Here is a 26,750-nt window from a genome sequence, read left to right as displayed (position 1 = left end):
TCATCAGTGCTCTTCGGTGCTGACCGGACTCGGATCTTTGCCCACCATGTACCTTTTGATTTTCTGAGTGGTGGTTTTGGCAAATTCATCCTCGCGGACGATCACGTTCTGGATCCGCTTGTAGGCAGATACCTGCTTGTTCACTTTGTCGATTTCCTTCTGGATGACTTTCTGTATCCAGTCCCTGGTTATTTCCTTTTTCTTTGATTCGGCACGTGCGATCAGCGCCTCACCATCCACGACGACCTGAGCTGCAATGCGCTCATTGTATCCGCTGTGCGGCTCGCCGTATACCATGGATTCCTGAATGAGCGGACTGCGGTTAAGGTAGTCTTCCAGCTCTTCGGGGAAGACATTTTTTCCATTGGCGGCAATGATCACATTCTTTTTGCGGCCGCTGATGTGGAGAAATCCGTCATCATCAACAAATCCGAGATCGCCGGTGCGGTACCAGCCGTCGCTGGTGAAGCTTTCACGGGTGGCCTGGTCATTCTTGTAGTACCCGATCATGACATTATCGCCTTTGGCAATCACCTCACCGACCCCCTCTTCATCCGGCTCATGAATCCGGATGTTGACTCCCGGCAGAGGCAGTCCCGCTGCTTCATCCTTGAAGGCTTCGATGCGGTTAAGAGCCAGAATGGGAGCCGTTTCGGTGAGGCCGTATCCCTGCAGAAATGTAAAGCCCAGATGCCGGAGTCCGGCCGCAATCTGCGGATCAGGAGCGGCCCCGCCTGCAATAAAAAGCCGGATATGTCCGCCGAATTTCTGATGCAGCGACCCGAACAGTTTTTTGGGCGCATCCTTCCAGCCCAGTTTTTTCAGCGTTTTTCCGATGCCTACCATCGGGGGCACCATCATTCGCGTTGCCGCTTTTTCCTGAATTCCCTTGCGGATGTTCTTGTACATTTTTTCAAAGAGAAGCGGAACGCCAAGCAGGATGGTGGCTTTGCTCTTCTGGAGATCCTCGACCACTGTTTTGAGTGAGCGCGCATAATAAACCGCAGAACCCTTGTACAGCGGACACAGAAAACCGCAGGTGCACTCATAGGTGTGGTGAATGGGCAGCACAGACAGGAACCGGTCTTCCGGATAGAGCCGGACCATTTTCACCATGCCCATCAGATTGGCCGCGATATTTTTCTGGGACAGCATCACGCCTTTGGCCCTGCCCAGGGATCCGGAAGTAAATACGATGATGCTCATCGCCTCAGGGTCGATTCCCGGCATATCCTGAACTTTATCCCGTGGAACCGCATTCATCATGGCCGTCATGGAGAGGAAATCACCCTGCTGCTGTTCCAGATCCATGTGGATGTAGTGCTTTACTTTTTTCAGCGCACTGTGGGCGGTTTCGAAGTGGGAGCTCATCCCGCCGGAAAAGACGATGGCGCCGGCGTCAGATTCGTGTACAATGTTGAGCACCTCGGTCTTGCTGAGGTTTTTGTCTATGGGCACCACCACATAGTTGTAACACACCGCCGCAAGATAGGCGATGCACCACTGTACGCGGTTTTCGCCAATAACGGCAATATGCGAACGCTCTTTGAGTCCGAGCTTTTTCATGGCGGTACCGAACACCTGAACATTGCGAAGCAGCTCTTCATAGCTGACTTCAGAAATCGGCGTCGGATTAAAATCCGTCAGGGCACGGCGTTTGGAATAGTGCTGCGCCGACTGAAGCAGCATGTCCTGTATCGAAGTGATGTTCCTGGTTTCAAAATAGGATATCGATGAATTCATAATAGTAGCAGTTGAAATGACGGTAAATATAATGGCTGCCGAGGGCTTCCCCACAACTCAAAAGTATCATTTCAACCGAATATTTGAAAGCAGAATCCTGACCGGCTGATGCGAATGTTCTTTGAATGCCGGTCTTTGCCAGCAAGGATTGCCAGGAGATTAGCCCTGAATGGATTTGCACCTTCCAGTCAGGGCCTGCATCACTGAACCGGAATTGCATTTCTGAATCAGCGATGAATTTTCAAATCAGACTTAAATCTCTGAAGCATATCTGAATCTGCAATCAAGTTCTATATCTTCAAGTCGATTCCGAAAGTGATCATCCTCGGCAATCCCATGCGGATACCCTGCGGCCTGCGGGATGATATGTAGCGCTCATCGGTAAGATTGCGTATGGTTACCGAAACGGATGAGTCGTAATCAAAGGGAAGCTGGTAGCGCAGGCCGGCATCAAGTACCGTATAGCTGTCCAGCATTCCTTCGCGCCCGTTACCGGTCGGCCCGGTGCGATTCAGAACGTCACCGAACTGCTCCCCTGTATATGTTGCTTTAATGTAGCCGGAAACACCGGTTTCGTGACGCATGGACAGCTGTGAAAAGCCGGACCATTCCGGTGCATAGGGCAGTTCGTTTCCTTTGACATTAACGATTTCACCATCAGATGAAACAAACCGGTCTTCACTGAAGGATGCCCTGCTCCAGGTGCCGCCGATTTCAAACTCAGGTGTAATTCCTGTTTCTTCGGTTATAAATGGAGTCAACCTCACCAAAAATTCCAGACCATAATGCTCAGTGGCACCACCGTTTGTCAGCCCGGTTGCATTGGGCAGTCCCTGTCCGCCGGCAGACTCGGAAACCGGTATGATCTGATTTTCAAATGTCATGTAATACGTGGTGACTTCGGATGAAAGGTAGCGGGCAGGCGAAAGCCGGAATCCGGCTTCATAGCTCCAGCTCCATTCAGCCTCAAGCTCTTCACTGTCACCGGCGGGGGTGATGGCATCTTTGACTCTTGGCGGACTAAACCCGCGGTGCACGCCTGCAAACAAGGAGGAAAGATGACCCAGCTGATAATTGACCCCGAACCCCGGAATAAAGGCCAGCGTCTCATCTGATGACGTGCGGGATACATCCTCAAAATTGTTGCGCATGATATCCCTTTCGTACTGAAAATACTCTACTCTGATCCCGGGTGTAAAAGTAAGCCTGTCTGTGGCATAGAAACGGTTTTGGACAAATCCGCTGGCTGCATAGCCGGTACGTATTTCATCATCGCGGATATCACCTGTTTTGGGACTGTCGATGGAGCCGTTTACCCGCTGTTCAAATGCCCGCTCATACAGATACCGGAAGCCTGCATCCAGTTCATTCCGGAACTCCCCGGTGTAGTAACGCGCACTGAATCTCGGTTCTATTCCAATGACCTCGAATTCTCTGTTGCGATTGCCGGTTGTTTCTCTGAACCAAAGGGCGCCAAAAGGTTCATCCTCATTGCCGACAACCCTGCTGTACTGCCTGCCGTCAACAGGCTGATTGTCGAAGTCCTGCCGTGACCAGTTTCGCCTGGTGGTGTAGGCATAGGCGGAGGTTCTGAGGCGGACATTGTCGCTGAAAAAGTAATCATGTGTCAGGTTGGCGGAATACCGGCGGATATCCAGTTCGTCATCAGGAGCCAGGTCGGTGAAGTGATACCGGCCGCTTTCGTACATGGGCTGACTCATACCGACGTATGTTGAATTTGATTGCTCATCGTAAATACTCAGATTTGCACCAAGTACGGATTTGTCACCGAGTACCAGTTTCCATTTTGCACTCAGGTCATTGAGATGGAAATTCAGCGGACCGATGTTGTCTCCCTGGCGGCGCAGCCAGGTGATTTGAAAACCGGAATTGCCGTAGGTGTTGCCATAGCCCAGCCTCGAGGTAAAATAACCTCTCTCGCCGCCGGTAATGTAAGCGGTCAGTTCCGGTTCCGGCGGCGGGTCCGGCGTGATGTAATTTATAACTCCTCCAACAGTTTGCGGGCCAAACTTAATTGCGCCGCTACCCTTGATAACCTCAACGGATTCCATCCGGGTTATGGCAGGTGTGTAATACATCTCGGGCTCCCCATAAGGTGCCAAAGCAACGGGAATGCCGTCCTCGAGCATCAGGACGTTGCGGCTGCGGTCCGGATCCAGTCCCCGGATCCCGATATTCGCCCGGAGCCCCATCCCCTCGTGATCAACAGAGTGAATGCCGGGCACCTGGCGCAGTACCTCCGTTCCGCTCAAGGGCTCAATTTGTTCCAGCCTCTCCGCAGTAACAAGGGAAGCCGAACCGGGTATGCGGACCATCCGCTCCGGGCTTCGTCCCACAATTTCTACCTGTGGCATTTCATAGCTGGCCTTAAGCCGGACCTCAATGCGGGTTCGTTCATTTTCGCTGATGGCAACCTTTTTTTCAAACGCATCATATCCGACGTGGCTGATGACTGCCCGGTACTCCCCGGCCGGAACATCTGATATGGAGAAACTTCCGTCACGGCGTGTTATCGTGCCTTTGTTTATATCGGGAAGTGCCACATGAGCATGAGGCAAGGTATTGTTGTTGTTATTCGTTACGGTACCCTCAAGTGTTCCGGTCGGCCCGGCCTGCGGGGTTGCCGAAAATGCAAACAGAAAAGTCAGTAGAGTAATAAACATGGAGATTCCGGTTCGGATATGTATCTGATGGATGCGGACAGAAATAATGTATTCGGAAGGCGGCAGGGATTATTGCGTCTGTAACTTTAGCCCGGCCATAAGCATTTGATAATGCTGATTGTTGAAAATAGGAATCGATGGTGATATGTACAAGTTTTATTTGTACTAAATCTAAATAAGCATCACTGCGGGTTGGCTCCGCCAAAATTCATCGCAGTTGAAGCACTGCGGGACACGCGCAATGAAATGTGGATTTGCGCAAGCGGTAAAACGCGCAAAACGTTATATTTTACAGGCCTGAAATGTGACCTGTCTGCTCAGGAGGCAGTCTGTGAGGCATCGTGCAGAACGCCGTTGCTGCTTTATTCTTCCAAAACCCCCTTGCCGGTTTGCGATTTCCCTTTTCCAAATATTACTTTGCGCTGTTTGCAGTGATTATCAGTTGCTTCATGATGAACCGGCCGGCTGCTGCGCAAACAATGACACTTCCGGAAGAAATACCCGGAGATACGGTCGTTACCGCCATCCTGCCTGCGGCAGCTTATGCCTCCGATGTGGGATTCCTTGGTTCCGCCATATACACCAGATTCCGGTACCATCCGCTTGCCGTTCCTTATGAATCCATGACCGAGGTGAGGGTACAGGCTTCAACAAAAGGGCTGCTGGATTTTCGCATCAGGCATGATATGACGGAAACGTTCGGAAGCTCCATACGCTCGTTCTGGATGCTGCACGGCGAACGCTATCCCAACGAAAACTATTTCGGCATCGGCAACCGGACACCTTTTGATGATGACAAATGGGATGATCAGTACTACTTTTATGATGTCATCCGCCTGAAAGCGGAATGGTCGTCGCGCTACAATCTTTACCAGAGAGGCAGAAGGGGTGGACGACTGGACCTGAAAGGTACAATTTCCTTCAGCTATCAGGATCCGGATATTGCTGATGACAACCTTCTGGGCTCGGGGAATGAACGCCCCAGAGGCAGTGACGGCGGCTGGATGAACACGATCGGCACGGGACTTTTGTGGGAGAACCGCAACAGTGAAGCTGCCGCAACACGGGGTAACCGCGCAGAAATTTCGTTTGACTGGGCGTCGCCATGGCTTTTAAGCGACTACCCCATGGCCACTTTGTCCGGAGATGTGCGTCAGTATGTCACCCTTCCGGTACCCTATTTCTATCCGGTTCTGGCTCTGCGGATGGCCGGGTCCCGGGCTTTCGGATCCATTCCGTTCTGGGAATTCCCCCATCTCGGCGATGAATATACGCTGAGAGGCTATCCCCAGTTCCGGTTTCGCGGCGATGCAGCCCTGTTTTACAATGCCGAACTCCGCACCTGGGTATACCAGTACCATCCATGGGCTTTGCGGATCGGAGTTCATGGATTTCACGATGCCGGCCGGGTCTTTCATTTCGATGACGGGGATGCCCTTGATGATATATTCAATGATTATCACCGCACGTTCGGATTTGGTGTTGCCGGATCAGTACTCACACCTGATTTCATTCTGCGGCTTGATGTAGGATTCTCCGACGAAATGTACCGGATTTATGCAAATATCGGATACATGTTTTGATCCTGCCGGCGGATGCATCTGGACGCTTTCTCATCAGAATTGATTATGAACCGGGCGATGCAATTTATGAACCGGGTGATGCAGTTTTTAAACAGGGCGATAAAACTTTTTTAACCACGGGATACATGCTTACTGACCTGATTGTTTTGCTTCTGATTTTTCTGACGGCATCCGTCGGCTCCCGGTGGATGATGTACCGGCTGGGATACGGTATTCCGGCCACAATGAAAAGCAGGGAGGCGATTATCCTGATCACCATGAAGATTCTGCTGATGTCGATCTGGGCATTGGTGCTGCTCGTTATCTTGTGGCTGATCGGAATCAATCCGCTGCATCTGTAGATGCTTCACTTCAGGATAGTCACAAATAGACGTATGTGCACCCGTCACCGCCCTCTTCGATGGGAGCCGCCTCAAAATGCTTAACATCGCCGCGCGAACCCAGGTGTTCATGGACCAGTTTGCGAAGAATGCCGTCGCCCTTTCCGTGAATGATCATGAGCTGTTCCATTCCGCGGGAAAGCCCTTCGTCAACATAGCGGGTCACCTCTCTTACCGCTTCATCTCCGCGCTTGCCGCGGATGTCCAGGGAGTGTGAAAACGGCTGTGCATGCTCCGGGCCGGATCCCGGTGAGGTCAGTTTATAACCGGCGGATTTTTTCCGGGATTGCTGTTTTTCCGTTCGCTCGAGATTGTCGTAACGGGTTTTGAGGCGAAATCCGTTGGCATTGACAATGGCCTTGCTGCCGCTGACTTCGATCAGTTCGCCGGTTGTGTTGCTGTCAATCAGACGCACACTGTCACCGGGTTGCGGAGGTTTTTTCGGCTCATCCGGTTGACGCCGTTTCAGCTTTTTTCGCTTTCCGCGTTTTTGGACCTCCTTTTGCAAATCGCTCACAGCCTCTCTTTTTTCTTTAAGGAGCGCCTTGTCCTTTTCGGTAGCGGCACGTATGGCTTCTTCGATCTTGCGGTTGGCATCACTCAGCAGCATCCCGGCTTCCTCTACAGCCTTTGAGCGGATGGCATCCCGTTCCTGCTGAACTTTAGCCAGCCGTTTGTCCAGCTCTTCTTTGGCCGTTCTGCGGGACTGTTCCTGCTTCTCAAGTGACTTTTTCCGTTCTTCAAGTTCCTGACTCTCCTGCTCCAGGCTCAGAATCAGTGACTCCATTTTGTTCTTTCCGCTTCCAACCCATGCCCTCGCCCGGCGCGTCATCTCTTCGGGAAGTTCCAGCCGCTCGGCGATTTCAAAAGCGTAGCTGCTTCCCGGGATGCCTTTGCGGAACCGGTATGTCGGCGAAAGTGTCTTCTGGTCGAACTCCATCGAGGCATTGCTCCAGCCCAGTGTTTCATGCGCAAAGGTTTTAAGCGCTCCGTGGTGTGTGGTGGCAATACAGCGCACGCCCTTTGAGGCCAGCTGCTCAAGGAACGCCTGAGCCAGGGCCGTACCTTCATCCGGATCCGTGCCGCTTCCGGCCTCGTCGATCAGTACCCAGCTTCCGGGATCTGACTGCTGGAGCACCTGTTTCATCCAGTAGAGCCGGGATGAGAACGTGCTGAGGTCATTGTCAATCGACTGTTCATCACCCATATCCATGTAGAGTCCGCTTACACATGGCAGACGCGCTCCTTCAAGCGCAGGAACGGGAACTCCGAACTGGGCGAGGGCGAGCGTGAGTCCGAATGTTTTCAGGGTCACCGATTTCCCGCCGGCATTGGGACCCGTAATAATGATCCCTTTTTCATCAGGATCCATTTCCAGATGGAGCGGAACCACATTTTTCTTTCCCTCTTTCAGGTTGTTGAACTTCAGCAGGAGCAGCGGGTTGCGGCATTCCTTCAGCGAAAGGTAACCATCGCCGGTAATCTCGGGAATGGTGCCCTGCCATCGCTGCCCGAGCCGGGCCGTTGCATAGCAGGCATCGATATAGCCGATCAGGTCGGTGTTGCAGGAAAGGGGGTCAGAATGTGCTCCAACCTCCCCGGTCACTTCACGAAGCAGACGCTCAACTTCCCTCTTCCACGAAGATTCCAGCTCGCGGATTTCATTGTTTTTCTCAAAAACCTCTACCGGTTCGATGTAGACGGTCTGGCCGGTTGCCGACGTATCGTGAATGAATCCCTTGACTTTTCTTTTGTGCTCGGACTTAACGGGGATAACCAGCCGCCCTCCACGCAGGGTGATTTCGTCATCTCCGGCAATGCCCGACTCTTTGCCACGACGCATGATATTGTTGAGCGCATTCCTGGCCTGCTGTTTCAGATTGTTTATCTGCCTGCTGATTCTGGCCAGTTCCGGACTGGCATCGGGCCTGATTTCGCCCTTGTCATCCACCACATTTGTGATCCGCCGCTCAAGATCCTTCAGGGTAGTCAGCTGGCCGGCTGTTTCCCAGAGTGCAGGCGCTTCTTCCTGTTTCCCCGAAAAAAAAGATCGCAGCGTGCGTGCCGACACGGCCCATTTCCCAATGCGAGAAAGGGTGATGCCGTCAAGAAGAAATCGTTCAATACGGGATTTTGAAAGTGCATCCGAAATATCTTGCAAGGTCTGGATCGGCGGTGGTTCTGACGATTCCAGCAGCCGCAGCATTTCGCCGGACTCGCGCAATCGTTTGACAACCGCGCCGGTATCGGCAACAGGTGTCCGTCCGGCAACAATGTCACTGCCGGAGGGGGTGGAGAGATATTCAGCGAGGGTCGCCCTGATTTTGTGAAACTCCAGCTTGTCAAGAGCAAAAACCGGCAAGGACATAAAAAATCACTGTTTCTGGATAATCCGAAATTCTGTTTCCGTTGAGAGAAAACGCAAGATACGAAGCATTTCCGGCACCGGTCATATCAAATTTTCAAATCAGGCCATGCACCGTTATCTTTTGTGCTCTAAAAGTATTTATGGTTATCACAATTCTCCTATTACTATTGGCAGGCATACTTGCCGGACTGATTGCCGGATTACTCGGTCTTGGGGGAGGTATCCTCTTTGCCCCCGTGCTGTTGTTTCTGTTTCAGAAGTCCGGCATTCCGGATCCGGTGGTCTGGACCATCGCGACCAGCCTGTTTTGCAACTTCGTCACATCGCTGAGCAGCAGCGTGAAGCATATGCAGATGGGAAACGTGTATCCCAAAGAAGGGCTGATGGTGGGAGCATTCGGGGTTGCCGGCACCTATGCCGGCCGGATTATCGCCACCTCGACGTATTACAGCGAACGTGAGTTTATCATCTTTTTTTCCATCATCCTTTTTTATTCGGTTTATCATTTTCTGAAAAAAAAGAAAGATTCTCCATTGGATGCCGGACGCGAAGTGCTTCCCATGAGGTGGTATCACGGAGTATCCATCGGTTTTTCAGCCGGCATGCTTGCGGCACTGGCCGGAGTTGGCGGCGGACTCATACTGGTTCCCGCCATGTCCATTTTTCTGGCATTCGGATTCAAGAAGGTGGTGAGCATTTCTTCCATGGCCATAGTCATTATCACACTTGCCGGCTGGATTCAATTGGGGATGATTGCTCCGGGTTCTGCAGGTTTTTCAGGTCTGCACTGGGGGTATGTGGATTTCGGAGCCGCTTTGCCGCTTCTTGCCGGAGGAGTGGTGGGTGCCCGCTACGGTGTATGGCTGCTGGATGTGTTCCGGCTCAGAACGATCGAGATCTTTTTCGGGATACTGGTCCTGTTTGTTGCTTTGCGTCTGCTTTATGGATTGTTCTGAAGATGAAGTCTACGTCTGCTGTCCGTTCATGATTTTCAGAATTTTCTGGCGCAAAACTTTCATGTCGACAGGCTTGATCAGATATCCTTCCGGCCCGGTTTTTTCGGCCCGCGCGCGGGTATTGCTGTCAGCATTGCCGGTCAGATAGATCACAGGCACATCGGAAAATTGCCGGATCTGCTCCATTGCATCAATTCCGTCAATATCACCGACCAGCTTGATGTCCATAAGCACAAGCTCCGGATTCTCTTCTTTGACCCTGGTAACGGCTTCTTCCCCACTGTCCACTTTGGCAGCAACTTCAAACCCCATGCGCTGGATCTGTTTTTCCAGCAGCATGCCAATGATGAAGTCGTCTTCAACAAGAATAATTTTTTTACTGTCAGACATGAAACGCTACAGTTAATCGGAATGTGTAAATACTTTTGCAATGCAACGGCACGGAGATAAAAGATGTTGATCTTGAAGAAAAACTCATACAATCAAGTCCAACAAGACAGTCTGTTTATTGAGCTGCATCAATAAACCGGTTTTTTTGTTGCCTTGCCCTTTTAATCCTGATCAGGGTTCATTGCAGTCATATAGTGTGTTGATAATTGACTAATTTACGATTTTGAAAGCTCTTGAAAAATAGTGACGCCCCACTTTCTTACAGAAAATATCCAAATTTCTAATTTACTGGTATTTATATCATAACCGGTGGCCGGGAGTGTAACCATGTTACAAGCTGCAAAAGAAAAACCGGTATTACTTTTTGATGGTTTTTGCAACCTTTGCAACAAATGGGTGAATATCATTATAGACCGGGATCCTGATGCCGGAATCAGATTCGCACCGCTTCAGTCCGGCGCCGGCAGGTCACTGCTGGAGTCTGCCGGGTACCATCCTGACAAGATGGACACCGTTATCCTGATTGACAACGGCAAGGTTTATGAACGATCGGATGCCGTGCTGCAGCTTGTGCGATACCTGCGCGGAAGCATCAGGCTGCTTCGGGTAATGGTCGTTATACCACGTCCGGCAAGAGATTTCATTTACAATGTCATCGCCCGTCGCCGCTACGGTTGGTTCGGAAAGAGGACGGAATGCCGGGTTCCCGAACCGGGTATCAAAGAGCGATTCCTTGAGTTCAGTGATGATAACAGCAATGAGTGATACTGAGTGATGCCATAGGCAACTCATCTGCCGCTGAACCTGCGGATTTGAATCATCCGCTCCTGCCAGTAGGATTCCTGCAGACGGTCGATCGTGACTCCGCGTGTGGTGGAGGCATGCATGAAAAAATCACCGCGCATCATGATGCCGACATGATATGTGGTGCGGCCGGTCCGGAAAAAAACAAGATCGCCGAGCCGCGCGGCTCTTGGCTGGACTCTTCGTCCCGCCTGCAACTGTTCGCGGGTCGTCCGGGGAATGGAAATACCGAAAGCATCCCGCATCACAATGCGGACAAATGCCGAGCAGTCGACGCCGCTTCTGGAATCACCACCCAGCCGATACGGCGTACCTTCCCATTTCCTGAACTCTTCAATGAGCCGGGCTTCCGGATTGGCTGTGTGCCGGGGTGTGCTGCAGGATGCCATGATCCATGCACATCCCGTTACTAACAGCAAGCATGCAATTCTTGAAAACCGGGGCGTCACAAATAGTGGTAAATGTGTAAAAAATTCGTCGTCCGGAGTTTATTTTTTTGATGATACAGCGCTGACCGGCACAATATCAAGCTGATCGATAACTCTGGTTGCCGGCTTGGGGTTGCCCATCACGTAAAAATGCAGGCCGGGAACACCATAATCAAGCAATTCGCGACACTGCTTCACTGCCCATTCAACCCCGATGTCACGTGCCCTGTCAGGGTTTTCGCTTACTTCCCTGGTCAGGGGTGCGGGGATGGAAAGATGAAAAAACTGGGGCAGCGACTGCAGGTGCCTGGGCGTTGTAAGTACTTTGAGTCCGGGTACGATGGGAACGGTGATTCCGGCATCCCGGCACATTTCCACAAACCGGAAATAAGCCGTGTTGTCAAAAAACATCTGGGTGACAATGTAATCAGCACCGGCTTCCACCTTTTCCTTCAGGCGGGCAATATCATACTCCATGTTCGGAGCCTGGATGTGCTTCTCGGGGTATCCGCCCACTCCGATGCAAAAATCGGTTGACTCGGCATCCATAAGATCCTCAAGATAAACCCCGCTGTTCATGCGCTTGATCTGCTGAACCAGGTCAACGGCATATTCGTTGATGCCGCGCGACTTCTGGACCGGCTTCTGGTATCCCTGATCATCACCACGAATGGCAAGTACATTTTCAATGCCCAGGTAATTCAACTCGATCAGTGCATCCTCAGTCTCTTCTTTGGTGAACCCCTTGCAAATCAGATGAGGCACAGGGTCAACGTTGTACCGGTGCTTGATTGCCGCGCACAAGCCGATGGTTCCCGGACGTTTTCTGCGGATATGCCGCTTTACAGAACCGTCCTTCAACTCTTCGTAATAGGCCTCGGCGGCATGTGATGTTACATCTATAAAAGGAGGATGGTATTTCATCACCCCGTCCAGTGTCTCAAACACCTTTGTTACAGAGCCGCCACGTTTGGGAGGAATGATTTCAAAAGAGATTAACGGATCTTTTGCCTTTTCGTAATGTTCAATGACTTTCATAATCTATAGCTTCACTTGGATGCACAAGTTCGTAAATTACGACTATTATCTGAAATAAACATACCGTGCGTGTCAGCCCCGCTTGCCGCAACAAGGAAATCAAATTATATATTCGAATTATGAGAAAACTGCTGGTAAACATTGATCATGTAGCCACACTTCGCAACGCGAGAGGAGAAACGGTGCCCGACCCGGTGGAAGCTGCCGTTGTAGCCGAAAAGGCCGGCGCATCAGGGATTGTCTTTCATCTGAGGGAAGACCGCAGGCATATTCGTGACGATGATGTTATCCGGCTTCGGGATGTGGTGCAGGGGATTTTCGATTTTGAAATGGCGGCAACCGACGAAATGATCAGCTTCTGCTCGCGTATGAAAGCAGACTATGCAACGCTTGTTCCTGAAAGCCGGGAGGAGCTGACCACCGAAGGCGGACTGAACATGCGGAAGGTAAAAGAGGATTTTGAACAAAGAGTTTTTCCGCCGCTGAAAGAAAACGGTATTCAGATCAGCCTTTTTGTCGATCCGGCCGAGGCTGATATCCGGATATCAGCGGAGCTTGGCGCCGAGGCCGTTGAGCTGCATACCGGCACCTATGCCAATGCTCCGTCCGGTTTCGCCCGGGAGAAAGAGCTGGACCGCCTGCGGAATGCTGCCGAAATGGCTCATGAACTGGGTTTGAAAGTGAACGCCGGTCATGGGCTGAATTTCAGCAACATTCAGCCGCTTCTTGACAACGTCCCCCATTTGAATGATATCAGTATCGGACACGCATTGATTGCCGATGCCCTGTTCAACGGGCTGGAAAATACCGTTCGCCGCATGGCCGACCTGATCAGGGGGTAGGATATATGGCACAAAATCAGGAAAAAACACACACTTCGGGTTACGCAGGCATCATCGGCCAGCCCAATGCCGGCAAATCGACACTATTCAACTATCTGCTCGGACAAAAGCTGTCCATCATAACGCATAAGGCGCAGACCACCAGGCACCGCATTCAGGGCATATATTCCGATGAGGAGTCCCAGATAATTTTTCTGGATACGCCCGGAATCATTCAGCCCCGTTATCTGCTGCAGGAAAAGATGATGGACCAGGTTGCGCGGCTGCGAACGGATGCCGATCTGCTCATTCATATCGTCGACGGTGAACGACCGCCCGGGAAAGATGATGTGGTCTGGGAGACACTTGACGAACTGAATCTTCCGGTAATGCTCGTGGTGAACAAGGTGGATCTGATCAGCCAGGAGCGGCTGCTGGAAGTGCAGCAGCAGTGTACGGAAATGCGTGACTACATTGAAGTCATCCCTGTTTCTGCTCTTCACGGAGTGGGTGTGGACGAACTGGTGCGGCGGCTGAAGCAGCGGCTGCCGGAAGGACCGGAATTCTACTCCAAAGAAGAGGTCAGTGATCTGCCTCTGCGATTTTTTGTATCCGAACTTATCCGCGAGCAGCTGTTCATTCTCTACCAGCAGGAAATTCCCTATTCCTGCGCCGTGAATGTGATCGAATACAAGGAAGGAGACGAGATGGACCGGATCCACGCTGAAATTGTTGTTAACCGTGAATCTCAAAAAGGCATTCTTATCGGTAAAAAAGGTAAAATGCTCAAGGAGCTCGGAATACGTTCCCGGAAATCCGTTGAAGAACTGGTAGGAAAAAAGGTGCACCTGGAACTGTTCGTTAAGGTGCGCGAGAAATGGCGGGAGAAAGAAAACTTTCTCAAAAGCTATGGTTACCGGTAGCGCTTTTCCGGGCAGTGTGTCCGGCTTTGTTGATGTAACTGACGAAAAATATTATTTTTAATGTTGACAGGAAAAAAATAAAGTGGTAGACTTGACCGTTGAGTCGGAATAACACACTTTACTTCGAATAAGCTTGATATAAATCAGCTAATGAACGGTTTATTTAAAAAGATGTCCCTCTGTTGTATGTCCTGCTGCTGCAGGTGAGGGGCTGATGTGTGTTGACAGAAAATTTGAGCCCTTCCCGATTTCTCGTGAAGGGCTTTTTTGTTCCTTGATTTTTTGAAAAGTCTCTTATCGAGAAAGGTGGAGGGATCAGGCCCTGTGAAACCTTAGCAACCGCTTCCGGATTACCTGTGTAATCGGGAAGGTCAGGTGCTAAATCCTGCTCCGGGATGGTGAAACCGTCCCGTGGGAAAGATGAGGGAAGATGGTTGTCGTTTTAAAAGCCTCTTCCGGAATCGAAACCCCGGCAGAGGCTTTTTTTTTACCCGGATTGAAAAGTAATCATCGGGTGGAACCTGCCGGAAAGCAATACAGTTGGATAACAGACCAGAACAGCAACCAAAAATGAAAAATCATCAAAAAACGGATTAATCATGTCAGATAAAGCAGAAGACAGACCCTTTCAGTTTGAAACGCTCCAGTTGCATGCCGGACAGGAGAAGGATCCTGCCACCAATGCGCGGGCGGTCCCGATCTATCAAACCACATCTTACGTCTTCAACGACACAGAGCATGCGGCATCTCTGTTCGGACTAAAGGAATTCGGCAATATCTACTCCCGGATCATGAATCCGACAAACGATGTGTTCGAAAAGCGCATCGCCGCGCTGGAAGGCGGAGTAGCTGCTGTTGCAACGTCATCCGGACAGGCAGCGCAGTTTCTTACCATCATTACCATCGCACAGAAAGGGGACAATATCATATCCACCAGCAATCTTTACGGCGGTACGTACAACCAGTTCAAGGTTTCTCTGCCGCGGCTCGGCATAGATGTCGCATTTGTTGAAGATGATGATCCCGGAGCTTACGAGGCCAAAATTGACGACAACACCAAGGCCATATACGTGGAGTCACTTGGCAACCCGAAATCCAATGTGCCGGACCTTGAAGGTCTTGCCGCTGTAGCTCAAAAACACGGAATTCCGCTTATAGTGGACAATACCTTCGGAGCCGCCGGTGCCATCGCCCGCCCGATCGACTTCGGAGCCAATATCGTGGTCTCTTCTGCTACAAAATGGATTGGCGGACACGGAACATCTATCGGCGGCGTTCTGGTTGATGCCGGCAACTTCAACTGGGGCAACGGCAAGTTTCCGTTGTTTGATCAGCCCTCCCCCGGCTACCACGGACTGAACTTCTGGGAAGTATTCGGGGAGGACGGACCGTTCGGAAACATCGCTTTTGCCATAAGGGCAAGGGTTGAAGGACTCCGGGACTTCGGCCCGTCCCAGTCTCCGTTCAACAGCTTTTTGCTTCTGCAGGGCATTGAGACGCTTTCGTTGCGGGCAGAACGCCACTGTGAGAATGCGCTTGAACTTGCAAAGTGGCTGGATGACCACGACAAAGTCGAATGGGTCAATTATGCCGGTCTGCCGGGTCACCCCTACCATAATCTTGCCAAAAAGTATCTGAATCCGGGCAAATTCGGCGCGGTTCTTACTTTTGGCATAAAAGGCGGCTATGAGGCCGGCAAGAAGTTTATCAACAGCACTGTGCTTGCGAGTCATCTGGCCAATGTCGGTGATGCCAAAACGCTGGTCATACACCCCTCATCTACCACGCACCAGCAGCTCAGTGATGAAGAGCAGCGGTCAAGTGGCGTGACGGAAGATCTGGTGCGGGTGTCGGTCGGCCTTGAGCATATTGATGACATCAAATATGACTTTGAGGTGGCTTTTTCAAAGTCTGTCTGACGCAATAACGGACACATCCTCCGGCGGTCATCGCCGGAGGATGTGCCGCCAACTGAAATGAAGTCCATTGAAACCATGTCAAAAAATACCGGTACTCTGATTTATCGTGATCCCGATCCCTTTGTGACCGAATCGGGATTTGCCTTTCCGGAACTGGAAATTGCCTACAAAACCTGGGGAAAACCAAACCCGGAGATGAGCAATGTTGTGGTCGTATTTCATGCTCTGACGGGTCATGCCTCGGCTGACGAATGGCTGCAGGGTTTCTTTGGCGAAGGCAAACTGCTTGATCCGGAAGAGCACTACATTATTTGCAGCAATGTGCTGGGCAGTTGTTACGGTACCACAGGCCCGCTTTCCGTGAATCCCGAAACCGGAAACAGATACGGCGGAGATTTTCCGGAAATAACCATCAGGGATATGGTCCGGGTACAGCAGCGGCTGCTGGACCATCTTAAGGTCAACCGCGTGCGGTTTGCCATCGGAGCATCGATGGGAGGCATGCAGGCGCTCGAGTTTGCCGTAATGGATGACCGCGCGGAGCAGGTTCTGCTTATTGCCATGGGCAAGGCTCACTCGGCATGGGCCATCGGCGTCGGTGAAGCCCAGCGTAAAGCCATTTTTGCTGATCCCAAATGGCGCAACGGCTACTACCCGGCGGATGATCCCCCCGCTGACGGACTCTCGGCTGCGCGGATGATGGGCATGATAACCTACCGCAGTGCGGAATCCTTCGAGCGCCGGTTCGGCCGAAAACCGCAGGAGGGCAAATCGTGCTTTCAGGTTGAGTCATACCTGAACTACCAGGGAGACAAACTGGTGGAGCGCTTTGACGCTGTTACCTATGTGCGGCTGACCAGTGCCATGGATACCCATGACGTGTCGCGGGGTCGCGGTTCGTATGAAGACGTTCTGGGCAGCATCACCATACCGGTACTGGTTGTCGGCATCAGCTCGGATGTATTGTACCCGGTGCATGAACAAAAGGAGCTTGTATCGCTTCTTGGAAACGGCCGCTATGCAGAACTCACATCAGATAACGGCCATGACGCATTTTTGATAGAATTTGACGCTATACAGTCGCTTGTAAAACATCATTTCCCCGAAATTTCAAGAAAATATCATTTATCTGTAACCTGAAACATGCTGCGAATTTTAAAATTCGGAGGGTCATCCCTCTATGATATCAACCGGATTCGCAATGCCGTTGATATCGTCAACCAGCAGCGCAAGGACGCTGAAGTCGCCGTTGTGGTCTCTGCTCTCGGTGGCGTAACTGATGAACTTATTGCCCTGATGTCTCTGGCATCGGATGCAGACGCTGCCTGGCAGGAGCGCTTTGACCTTCTGAAAAAGCGTCATGAGTCCACCCTTGCGGCTCTGGAGCCCGTTGACGCTGATGAACAAAAGGAGCGCATCGCACACCTTTTAACCGCGCTCGAAGCCGAACTGTCCGCTCTTCAGGGTCAGGGCAAAATTTCCCCGAGACAAAGTGACCGCGTGGTGTCCTACGGAGAGCGGCTTTCATCCAATATTTTTGCTGCTGCCTTGAAGGCCACCGGCGCCGAATCCGGGGCATATGAATCGCACAAACTGGTACGCACCAACAACAGATTCGGCGATGCCGATGTGGATACGATCACTACCATCCGCCAGATTCGTCAGGCCCTCCATCCGCTGAACAATCTGGTGCCCGTGGTGACCGGTTTTATCGGGTCAACGTCCGACAATGAAATTACCACCCTGGGGCGTTCGGGCTCCGATTATACCGCCAGCCTTCTTGGCGAGGCGCTTGACGCGCATGAAGTCCAGATCTGGACGGATGTCAATGGCGTGCTCACAGCTGATCCCGATATTGTTCCGACTGCGGTGACCATACCCCAGCTGCATTACTCCGAAATCGCGGAGATGTCACATTTTGGAGCCAAGGTGCTCCACCCGCGCACCGTGCTGCCGCTGCAGGCGCGCAACATCCCGATCCTCATTAAAAACACCATGAGCCCGGAGGCAAGGGGCACCGTCATTACCCGGGATTATCAGGCGACATCCGGCCGTTTGCGGTCGGTATCGGTCAAAAAGAACATCATGGTGATTGCGCTGCGAAGCCGCGGGCTGGACCGCATCCATGAGCTGAGTCTCCGCACGCTGAAAGCTCTTGACCGGCATGGAGTTCAGGTGCACTTTCAGGCGGCGGCCTCCTCGGATTACGGCATTACGGTGGTGGTTCCCGCCGATGAAGCCGAATCGACCAGGGAGGCGTTGCTGGAAGAGTTTGAAACCGAGCATGAAAATGGTCTGATCGACACGCCGCAGTTACTGGATCAGGTATCCATGGTGACTGTGATCGGCGAGAAGCTTGAACGCGACCTGGGTATCAGCGGAGCCGTTCTTTCGGTACTGGGTGAAAACGGCATTGCACCCCTGGCCATGGCCAAAGGCCTGGCAAACCGGCATCTCAGCCTGCTTTTGTATAATCGCGAAGCGGAAATGGCGGTTCGTCTGCTGAATGACCACTTCTGCATCCATACCCATCGTGTTCGCCTGTTTGTTGCCGGGACAGGTGCCATCGGAAGCAAGCTTCTTGAACTGCTCGGGGAGCTCGAGGATCCCAAAGTGGATCTCAGTATTATCGGAGCCTGTGACACCGACAAAATGGCATGGCATCCCTCCGGAATACCGGCTGCAAAGGTGAAAGAGCGGATCCGGCAAGGCCAGAAAACGGACTGGGGGTTTATTGTCGACCATCTCATCAAGGAATATCCATACCGGACCGTTTTTGTTGATGCCACCGGGGATGCTGAAGTTGCCAGGAAATATCCGCAGCTGCTCAGTGCCGGCATCCACATTGTGACTCCCAGCAAGAGAGCCAACAGTTTTGAGCAGGAGTATTTCGATACGCTGATGAGCTACACGGTCAACAAAAATACACATTATCTGTACGAGGCCACTGTCGGGGCCGGCATGCCGGTCATCCAGACCATCAAGGACCTGCGGCGCAGCGGCGATGAGGTCAGGGCTGTTTCGGGCGTGGTATCCGGAACCATGACCTATCTGTTTGCCGGACTTGAACAGGGTATACCGTTTGATCAGATCATCAGGTCGGTGCTGCGCGAGGGCATATCCGAGCCGGATCCGCGCGACGATCTGTCCGGGGAAGATGTCGCCAGAAAATTTTTGATTCTGGCCCGGACTTCCGGGTTCCGTGTTGAGCGCGAGGATGTTTCCGTGGAAGATGTGATTCCTGCCGGAATGAAATCACTTTCGCTTGATGCTTTTTTTGAAAAACTTCCGGAAGAAAATGCCAGTTGGGCGGACCGGGTCGCCGAGGCATCCGCCCGCGGAGAAGTGCTGCGGTATACGGGACATCTGGAAAACGGAGCCATCCGGGTCGGCATCGAATCGGTTCCCAAAAAGTCATCTTTGGGAACGCTGCAGGGAACGAACAATCTGCTTCTGTTCAAAACCAGGCGCTACAGCGACCAGCCACTCATTATTCAGGGTCCGGGTGCCGGAAGGGAAGTCACCGCTGCCGGAGTGCTTGCCGACATCCAAAAAATCAGCCGAAGACTGTTGAAGTAGTTTTCGACTGCCATCCGGTCAGTGTCTGCATCTGTGTATGCAGCGCACATGATTTTGTGTGGGAAAACTTCCCACCCCTGAATGGACATATATTATACATATATTTGTATTGATCCAAACGACCTTCCATTCATTCAAAAAGGTAACATCACTCTTACTGTCCACAACTCTGTTCGATTTTTCCCGGGAAATATCCTCTTTTTACTTGACTTCTAAATATAAAAACACCTACTTTGTGGGAAATGGTGGGAAGTTGTGGGAAAAAGTGTAACTTTCCTCCAAAAGCAATCAAAGCAGACCGCATCCAAAAGAGCAGACCAGTGGCAAGCTTCAAAGGTGAATACGATCATTCCATCGACAGCAAAGGTCGCGTGAGCTTCCCGGCGAAGTTGCGTAAATATCTGCCTCCGCAAAATCAGGACAGTTTCACCATCCTGAAAGGTCTGGACCGGTGTCTGCTGCTGTATCCTGAGGAGTACTGGATCGGAGTGGAAGAGCGTCTGTCCCGCATCAACGAATTTCAGCAAAAAGGCCGGAAGGTTCTCCGGAATTTTCTCCGGTCTGCAGATGATATAACTCTGGACAAGCACAACCGCATTGCCATTCCGCCGAAGCTCATGGAATGGGCTAATATTTCAAATCGTGTCATTTTCATCGGAATGGGTGAAAGCATTGAGCTGTGGTCGCCTGATATGCTTGACAAAGCCGATGAGGAGCTGGATACGGATACCTACCGTGAACTTTTTGAACATGTAATGGGAGATGGCCTCGAGCAATGACCGATGTTTCATATCACAAACCAGTATTGCTCAATGAAGCGATACAGTATCTGGTTACCGACCCGAACGGAGTCTATGTAGACGGCACGCTTGGTGGCGGAGGGCACAGTGCGCGCATTTTGCAGGAGCTTTCTGGTGACGGACATCTCTACGCTTGTGATCAGGATGAAGATGCACTGGCGTATGCGGGTGAAAGGTTCCAGGACGAAGAGCGCATGACCATCATCCGCGGCAATTTTGGATACATCGATACGCTGCTTCCCAAACGTGTGCATGGCCGTATCAGCGGCATGCTGCTTGACCTGGGGGTATCCTCCTATCAGATAGATGTGCCGGAGCGCGGTTTCAGTTTTCAGAAGGACGGCCCGCTGGATATGCGGATGGGCAGGCTGCAGGCTTCCACGGCATCGGAGATTGTCAACACCTATGAATATGAAGATCTGCGCAACCTGCTCTATGAATACGGTGAAGAGCGTCACAGCGGGCGCATAGCCAGAGAGGTCATCCGCTCCCGTCCGCTTGAGACAACTGCCGAATTGCGTGATGTTGTGGCATCGGTGGTGCCCGACCGGTTTTTGAACAAATCCCTGGCAAGAATATTTCAGGCCCTGCGCATTGCAGTAAACAGCGAGCTGCGCATGCTGAAGCAGGTTCTTGAAAAAGGCACGGCCCTGCTCGCGGATGACGGCCGCTTTGTGGTGATTACATACCATTCACTTGAGGACCGCCTGTGCAAAAACTATTTCCGTACAGGAAATTTTGAAGGCAGGCCGGTCAAGGATTTCTACGGCAACGATATCCGTCCGCTCAGTGTGGTGAATAAAAAAGTGATAAGTCCGTCGGAGAAAGAGCAGGCTGAAAATCCCAGGGCAAGAAGTGCCAAACTGAGGGTTGCCCGGAAGATACCCGCAAGCGGAGCAGCCGGCGAAACCGGAGAATCCGCATCCGGAAAAAGGTCAGAGACTAAAAAAGGAGGGAGCGTATGATCGTAAAATCACCACCCCGCCCTTCCCCGGTGCTTAGAAATCGTCCGGCATCAAATACACCAAAGACCGGGCCGCTCAGCGGGTCAAACGGCAAGCGGAGTTCCGGAGGCAGCCGCAAGAAAAAGAAGCTGTTGTCACCCGGTAAACTGATCCTGTGGTCTGTAGCGCTGGGTCTTGCCGGTACACTGTATCTGACGCATGTGTTTCAGACACAAAATACGCTTCAGGAGGTTCAGCAGCTGCGTATGGAACATGAACGGGCCCAGCGGATCCACACGGAAGCCCGCCGGAACTACGAACAGATGACAGGTCCGGCTGAAATCTACAGCCGCGCCCAGTCCCTCGGAATGATATCGGGCGGGGCCACGGACCCGGTAATTGTAATTGATAACTGAACATGGCAGATCAGAAAGAAAACATATTGCATCGTATGTTTCTGGTGTTCGGGTTTTTGCTCCTGATACCGGTTCTGATAGGGCTGCAGATACTGCGGGTGCAGTGGCTGGAGGGGGGCGAGCTGCGCGCATTGTGGAGTGCCCAGACCATAGATGCCATATCCATCCCTGCACAGCGCGGGGCCATACTTGACAGTGAGGGCCGGGAGCTGGTGGGCAACACCGTCACCTACCGGGTTGCCGTAGACCCGCATTTTCCCGGCGTTTCAAGCGATGAGATCCGTGAGTTTACCGAAGAGCTGGCATCAGTGGGAACCCGCAGCGCACAATATTACCGTCAGCGCATCAATCGGGCCTCGCCGGGTTCGAGATATGTCGTGCTGGAGCGCAATATCTCCGCGGAAGCGGCAGAGCAGCTTCGTGAATCCCGTTCAAGAGCGGTGATTCTCGAGGAGCAGTACCGTCGCAGATACAGCCACAACCGGCTTGCCTCCCATGTTGTGGGATATGTCAATCATCAGCTGGCCGGGATGTCCGGACTTGAGGCCTCTTACGATGAATATCTGCGGGGCAAGGACGGTGAACGCCAGGTCAGAAGGGACCGCAGCGGGCGCATCCGCTCTTTTGTCGGTGCTCCGCGCAGGCAGCCCGAGCAGGGCCATACTATCATTTCCACCATCGATTCCCATATCCAGGCCATCGCCGAGGCGGAACTGAAAAGCGGCATTGAAAGGGGGATGGCAAGCGGCGGTGCCGTCGTGATCCTTGAACCGAAAACGGGCGCCGTCAAGGCAATGGCATCCTATCCCGATTTCGATCCCAATAATCCGTCGGAGTCGCCATCCGAAAACAGAAGGAATGCGGTGATTTCCGATATGGTGGAACCGGGATCTACATTCAAGCTGGTGACGGCAGTGGCCGCAATGGAAAATAATGCGGTGCGGCTTGACGAAAGTTTCGATACCGGGGACGGGCGGCGGCTGATCAGCGGACAGGTGATGCGCGACCATGATCCGCTCGGCACCATCACATTTGACGAGGCCATCCGCAAATCATCGAACATTGTGACGTCGGAAGTGGCTGGAAGAATTCCCTCTGAAACATTGTACCAATATGCCCGGAACCTGGGATTCGGATCACGGACCTTTGTCGATCTGCCCGGCGAAGAGTCCGGAAGGCTGCGCAAGCCGTATGAATGGTCCGGGGTCACAAAGCCATGGCTCTCCATCGGTTACGAAGTGCAGGTCAATCTGCTGCAGCTGGCACAGGCCTACGCGGCGTTTGCAAACGACGGTGTCATCATGCGGCCGTATGTTGTGGACAGGGTGGTGGATGAATCGGGCCGGGTAGTGAAGAAGCAACGGCCGGAGACGGTCCGCCGTGCCATAAGGCCGGAGACGGTGAAGCAGCTTGAGCCCGTATTCGAAAGCGTGGTAACCGACTCCGGCACAGCCGGTTATGCGCGCATTGACGGGCTTCGGATCGCCGGCAAGACGGGTACGGCCCAGAAGTTTCTGGAGGGCAGGTACCAGGCGCGTTACATGGCCACATTTGCGGGATACTTCCCCGCAGAAGATCCCAAATACGTGGCTCTGGTGATGATCGACGAACCGCGGCTGAGTTTCTACGGCGGATTCATTGCCGGACCGGTGTTCCGGAACATCGCCCTGCGCCTGATCGGGCTGGATGACGGGCTGCACCTTGCCCCGGATGAAGATGAAATCAGGGGCATGTGGGCTGTTGTGCCGGATCTGAGGGGCATGAGCCGCAGTGAAGCCGAAGCCGTACTGAAAGACTATAATATCCGGCATCGGTTCGATGGCCGGGGCAGTTATGTGACCGGCCAGAGCACCGCCGCCGGTGAACAGATCATACGCACCGACCCGCTGCAGGTTACCCTCGGGGATTCCATCGCCGAAGAGAGCTCGCGGACCAGCGAACACCATGCAAGCGTTCCGGATGTCAGGGGAATGAGTATGCGCAAAGCATCCGCCTGGCTCCGCAAGTACGGGTTTGAAGTTGAAATGATCGGTTCCGGAACCGTATACGCCCAGTTTCCGCTTGCCGGGGAAAACTATCGTACCGGCCGGCAGGTTACCATCCGCGGCCGCGCCCGGGATCTGCCAACCATTTTAACTCAAAAGGGGACATGATGAACATTGCCGATCTGCTCCATATCATCCATCCCCTCCAGACGAACGGACATTTCGACGGCAAGCCCGGCAAGCTTGTGCTTGACTCCCGGCATGTGAAAAAGGACGATGTGTTCATTGCACTGAGAGGTACCCGTTCAGACGGCCATCATTTCATCAGTGAAGCCATCCGCAGGGGGGCGGCCGTCATCATCGCAGAGCACATACCCGATGAGCACAGCAAAACCCCGCATCACGACACAGACGCCGAAAACGGACCGCTCTACATCCAGGTGGCCGATACACGGCATATCGCTGGAGAACTGGCCCAGGCCTTTGCCGGATACCCTGCCCGCCGGCTGAAAATGACCGGCATCACCGGAACCAACGGCAAAACGACCGTTTCCACACTGGTCTATCAGGTGCTGCAAACGCTTGGGTACAACACTGGCCTGCTTGGAACCGTGGAGACGCGCATAGGCGACAGGGTCATGGAAAGCCACCTTACCACCCCGGATCCGGTCAGCCTTGCCGGCACACTGAAAAAGATGGTCAGCAAGGATACGGCATTTGCCGTAATGGAGGTCTCTTCGCATGCCCTGGAGCAGCAGAGAGTCGGCGGAATCCGGTTTGATGTCGGCGCCTTTACCAATCTGAGCCGGGACCACCTCGATTATCATCGCGATATGGATGCCTATGTTGAGGCAAAACAGCGTCTCTTCCTCTCGCTCGACTCCGATGCCATTGCGGTCATCAATCGTGATGATCCCTCTGCACACAAGGTCATCGAAGAGTGCCAGGCCCGCATCTGGGATTTCGGATTTGAAAACAATAAGGACTTCCGCATCCTCGATGAAAGTCCCGAAGGAATGGTGCTTGATCTGGACGGTACCATTGTCAGCACCCCTCTGGCCGGAAGATATAACGCCTACAACGTAGCGCAGGCCTATCTGATCTGTCTGGCGCTCGGCTGTACCAAAGGCAGTGTGGCCTCGGCGCTCGGTGAAGCCCGGGGAGCAGCCGGCCGGCTTGAAAGAGTCAAGCCCGAAGGGTATGATGACGACGATCTTACTCCCGCCGTGCTGGAATCGGCGCCGTCTGTTTTTGTGGATTACGCCCACACCCCGGACGCGCTTGAGAATGTACTTCAGGCACTTACTGCGGTCCGCACCGAAGGGGTGACGCTGCATGTGGTTTTTGGATGCGGCGGTGACAGGGATACCACCAAACGTCCGGAAATGGGACAGATCGCCGATCAGTATGCCGATGTCATAACGCTGACTTCGGATAATCCCAGGACCGAAGATCCGGATGCGATCATTCGCGACATCAGGCAGGGTATCGTTCGCGGTGACCGGCTCTACATTCAGCCCGACCGCCGCAAGGCAATCCGCTCCGCCGTGCTGGATGCGGATACCAGTACCGTCGTGCTGGTGGCCGGCAAGGGGCACGAGACCTATCAGGAAGTACACGGAAGAAGACGAAAATTTGATGACCGCAAGGTGGCCGGCAAAGCCATCGCCGAGTGGATCGAAAGACGCGATTCCAAAAAGCGCAGGCAGAAACAGCGGAACGGCCGGAATGACAACGAATCAAAAAAGGAGGTGCGCTGATGCTATATCTCCTTTTGGATTGGATACAGGATGTTGCGAGTCCGCCGGGATTCGGCGTTTTTACCTTTATTACGGTCCGAAGCGCCCTTGCCGCCGTGACCTCGTTCTTTATCTGCGTGTTCATCGGCAAGAAGATAATCCGGCTGCTCAAGCGGATGCAGATTGAAGAGACATTCAGGGATGATGTCGGGCTCGACAACCACTACGACAAAGCCGGAACCCCCAGCATGGGCGGACTGATCATCCTGCTGGCCATCATTTTTTCAACGGTGATGTGGGCCCATCCCGGAAATATTTACATCTGGCTGATTCTGGTTGTGACGATTGTTCTGGGCGGCGTGGGATTTGTGGATGATTACATAAAGATCATTCGCAAAAACAAGGAAGGCCTGCTCGGCAAGTTCAAGATCATCGGGCAGGTGGCCGTCGGGGCATTGGTGGGGGCGGTGCTCTATTTCTATCCCGATTTTCAGGAATACAACACTCTGAGCACCATTCCTTTTGTCAAAGATGCCAATATCGACTACGCGTTCCTCGGTGAGGCACTCGGATGGGCCATCTACATTCCCGTCTGCATTTTCATTCTCACGGCGGTCAGCAATTCGGTGAATCTGACCGACGGACTGGATGGTCTTGCCAGCGGAACATCGGCCATTGCCGGACTGGCACTCGGCATCCTGGCATATGTATCCGGCCGCGTCGACTACTCCGGTTTTCTCGACATTCTCTATCTGCCGGGAACCGGTGAGCTGACCATTTACTGTGCCGCCATGGTGGGCGCCTGTTTCGGGTTTTTATGGTACAACACGTATCCGGCCGAAGTTTTCATGGGTGATACCGGCTCGCTGGCGCTCGGCGGCGGCATCGGTGCGGTTGCCCTGATGATCCACAAGGAGCTGCTGCTGCCCATTTTGTGCGGGATATTCTTCGTCGAGGCCCTGTCGGTCATCATCCAGACCAGTTATTTCAAGTATACCAAACGGAAGTACGGTGTCGGGCGGCGCTTCTTCAAAATCGCTCCGCTGCACCACCATTTTGAAAAGAAAGGCTGGGCCGAACCCAAGATCGTGGTGCGGTTCTGGATCATCGCGATCCTCCTGGCCATTTTCACCATCATCACACTCAAACTCAGATAATCACAAAATGACCTGGTTCCGGACAAACCGGCACCTGAAACCAAAAATCAAAATCGCCTGAAGTTTATCACAAAACGACCTGCAAAAGCAAAT

The 26,750-nt window shown here is 52.7% G+C and carries 21 protein-coding genes and 1 riboswitch; of the genes, 15 read left to right on the top strand and 6 right to left on the bottom strand.

Annotated elements, in window-relative coordinates:
- Nucleotides 1-3 precede the first annotated feature (3 nt).
- Both NATSA_RS12175 and NATSA_RS12170 read right to left on the bottom strand, forming a co-directional pair.
- Nucleotides 4-1,743 carry an AMP-dependent synthetase/ligase gene (locus NATSA_RS12175; protein WP_210512877.1) on the bottom strand — a complete coding sequence of 580 codons (1,740 nt, stop codon included), beginning with the start codon at nt 1,741-1,743 and terminating at the stop codon, nt 4-6.
- 290 nt (nt 1,744-2,033) lie between these two features.
- Complete coding sequence (locus tag NATSA_RS12170; RefSeq protein ID WP_210512876.1) at nt 2,034-4,427, bottom strand: TonB-dependent receptor domain-containing protein; 2,394 nt, start codon at nt 4,425-4,427, stop codon at nt 2,034-2,036.
- Nucleotides 4,428-4,876: 449 nt separating this feature from the next.
- Between NATSA_RS12170 and NATSA_RS12165 the strand changes: the two genes are divergently transcribed.
- Both NATSA_RS12165 and NATSA_RS12160 read left to right on the top strand, forming a co-directional pair.
- A complete protein-coding gene (locus NATSA_RS12165; RefSeq protein WP_210512875.1) occupies nt 4,877-6,010 on the top strand; it encodes a BamA/TamA family outer membrane protein in 1,134 nt (377 codons plus the stop codon).
- Nucleotides 6,011-6,135: 125 nt separating this feature from the next.
- A complete protein-coding gene (locus NATSA_RS12160; RefSeq protein ID WP_210512874.1) occupies nt 6,136-6,351 on the top strand; it encodes a hypothetical protein in 216 nt (71 codons plus the stop codon).
- A gap of 19 nt (nt 6,352-6,370) precedes the next feature.
- On the opposite strand, the gene NATSA_RS12155 is transcribed toward NATSA_RS12160, so the two are convergent.
- Complete coding sequence (locus tag NATSA_RS12155) at nt 6,371-8,758, bottom strand: endonuclease MutS2 (RefSeq protein ID WP_210512873.1); 2,388 nt, start codon at nt 8,756-8,758, stop codon at nt 6,371-6,373.
- A gap of 167 nt (nt 8,759-8,925) precedes the next feature.
- Here NATSA_RS12155 and NATSA_RS12150 point away from each other — a divergent pair, with 167 nt between their 5' ends.
- Entirely contained in the window at nt 8,926-9,714 is a 789-nt protein-coding gene (locus tag NATSA_RS12150; protein WP_210512872.1) for a sulfite exporter TauE/SafE family protein, read from the top strand.
- A gap of 9 nt (nt 9,715-9,723) precedes the next feature.
- Here the strand turns inward: NATSA_RS12150 and NATSA_RS12145 are convergent, their stop codons facing one another.
- Nucleotides 9,724-10,104 carry a response regulator gene (locus NATSA_RS12145; RefSeq protein WP_210512871.1) on the bottom strand — a complete coding sequence of 127 codons (381 nt, stop codon included), beginning with the start codon at nt 10,102-10,104 and terminating at the stop codon, nt 9,724-9,726.
- Nucleotides 10,105-10,431: 327 nt separating this feature from the next.
- On the opposite strand from NATSA_RS12145, the gene NATSA_RS12140 reads away from it, so the two are divergent.
- Nucleotides 10,432-10,869, top strand: a complete 438-nt coding sequence (locus NATSA_RS12140; protein WP_210512870.1) for a thiol-disulfide oxidoreductase DCC family protein — start codon at nt 10,432-10,434, stop codon at nt 10,867-10,869.
- Between the two features lie 23 nt (nt 10,870-10,892).
- On the opposite strand, the gene NATSA_RS12135 is transcribed toward NATSA_RS12140, so the two are convergent.
- Nucleotides 10,893-11,297 (bottom strand): C40 family peptidase, encoded by a 405-nt coding sequence (locus NATSA_RS12135; RefSeq protein ID WP_210512869.1) that lies wholly within the window; start codon nt 11,295-11,297, stop codon nt 10,893-10,895.
- Nucleotides 11,298-11,396: 99 nt separating this feature from the next.
- Complete coding sequence (locus tag NATSA_RS12130) at nt 11,397-12,374, bottom strand: methylenetetrahydrofolate reductase (RefSeq protein ID WP_210512868.1); 978 nt, start codon at nt 12,372-12,374, stop codon at nt 11,397-11,399.
- 119 nt (nt 12,375-12,493) lie between these two features.
- Between NATSA_RS12130 and NATSA_RS12125 the strand changes: the two genes are divergently transcribed.
- From NATSA_RS12125 to mraY, 11 genes are all read left to right on the top strand, one after another.
- Nucleotides 12,494-13,216 (top strand): pyridoxine 5'-phosphate synthase, encoded by a 723-nt coding sequence (locus NATSA_RS12125; protein WP_210512867.1) that lies wholly within the window; start codon nt 12,494-12,496, stop codon nt 13,214-13,216.
- A 5-nt stretch (nt 13,217-13,221) separates the two neighbouring features.
- Complete coding sequence (era, locus tag NATSA_RS12120) at nt 13,222-14,118, top strand: GTPase Era (RefSeq protein ID WP_210512866.1); 897 nt, start codon at nt 13,222-13,224, stop codon at nt 14,116-14,118.
- A gap of 291 nt (nt 14,119-14,409) precedes the next feature.
- A riboswitch (SAM riboswitch) is annotated at nt 14,410-14,545 on the top strand.
- 172 nt (nt 14,546-14,717) lie between these two features.
- Entirely contained in the window at nt 14,718-16,037 is a 1,320-nt protein-coding gene (locus NATSA_RS12115) for an O-acetylhomoserine aminocarboxypropyltransferase/cysteine synthase family protein (RefSeq protein WP_210512865.1), read from the top strand.
- A gap of 75 nt (nt 16,038-16,112) precedes the next feature.
- Entirely contained in the window at nt 16,113-17,177 is a 1,065-nt protein-coding gene (gene metX, locus NATSA_RS12110; protein WP_210512864.1) for a homoserine O-acetyltransferase MetX, read from the top strand.
- A 3-nt stretch (nt 17,178-17,180) separates the two neighbouring features.
- Nucleotides 17,181-19,616, top strand: a complete 2,436-nt coding sequence (thrA, locus tag NATSA_RS12105; RefSeq protein WP_210512863.1) for a bifunctional aspartate kinase/homoserine dehydrogenase I — start codon at nt 17,181-17,183, stop codon at nt 19,614-19,616.
- Between the two features lie 320 nt (nt 19,617-19,936).
- On the top strand, nt 19,937-20,395 hold the full coding sequence (locus NATSA_RS12100; RefSeq protein WP_210512862.1) for a division/cell wall cluster transcriptional repressor MraZ: 459 nt from the start codon (nt 19,937-19,939) through the stop codon (nt 20,393-20,395).
- Nucleotides 20,392-21,381 carry a 16S rRNA (cytosine(1402)-N(4))-methyltransferase RsmH gene (rsmH, locus tag NATSA_RS12095; protein ID WP_210512861.1) on the top strand — a complete coding sequence of 330 codons (990 nt, stop codon included), beginning with the start codon at nt 20,392-20,394 and terminating at the stop codon, nt 21,379-21,381. The genes NATSA_RS12100 and rsmH overlap by 4 nt, the downstream gene beginning before the upstream one ends.
- Entirely contained in the window at nt 21,378-21,776 is a 399-nt protein-coding gene (locus tag NATSA_RS12090; protein ID WP_210512860.1) for a hypothetical protein, read from the top strand. Before rsmH ends, NATSA_RS12090 begins: the two co-directional genes overlap by 4 nt.
- Before the next feature lie 2 nt (nt 21,777-21,778).
- The gene (locus tag NATSA_RS12085; RefSeq protein WP_210512859.1) at nt 21,779-23,929 is read left to right on the top strand and encodes a penicillin-binding transpeptidase domain-containing protein; all 2,151 of its coding nucleotides are present in this window, start codon (nt 21,779-21,781) and stop codon (nt 23,927-23,929) included.
- Entirely contained in the window at nt 23,926-25,521 is a 1,596-nt protein-coding gene (locus NATSA_RS12080) for a UDP-N-acetylmuramoyl-L-alanyl-D-glutamate--2,6-diaminopimelate ligase (RefSeq protein WP_210512858.1), read from the top strand. Before NATSA_RS12085 ends, NATSA_RS12080 begins: the two co-directional genes overlap by 4 nt.
- The gene (gene mraY, locus NATSA_RS12075; RefSeq protein WP_210512857.1) at nt 25,521-26,657 is read left to right on the top strand and encodes a phospho-N-acetylmuramoyl-pentapeptide-transferase; all 1,137 of its coding nucleotides are present in this window, start codon (nt 25,521-25,523) and stop codon (nt 26,655-26,657) included. The genes NATSA_RS12080 and mraY overlap by 1 nt, the downstream gene beginning before the upstream one ends.
- Nucleotides 26,658-26,750: the final 93 nt, after the last annotated feature.

Origin of the sequence: Natronogracilivirga saccharolytica, from assembly GCF_017921895.1 — a bacterium.
GTDB classification, from domain to species: domain Bacteria; phylum Bacteroidota; class Rhodothermia; order Balneolales; family Natronogracilivirgulaceae; genus Natronogracilivirga; species Natronogracilivirga saccharolytica.
This window is presented reverse-complemented; position numbering and strand designations above follow the sequence as displayed.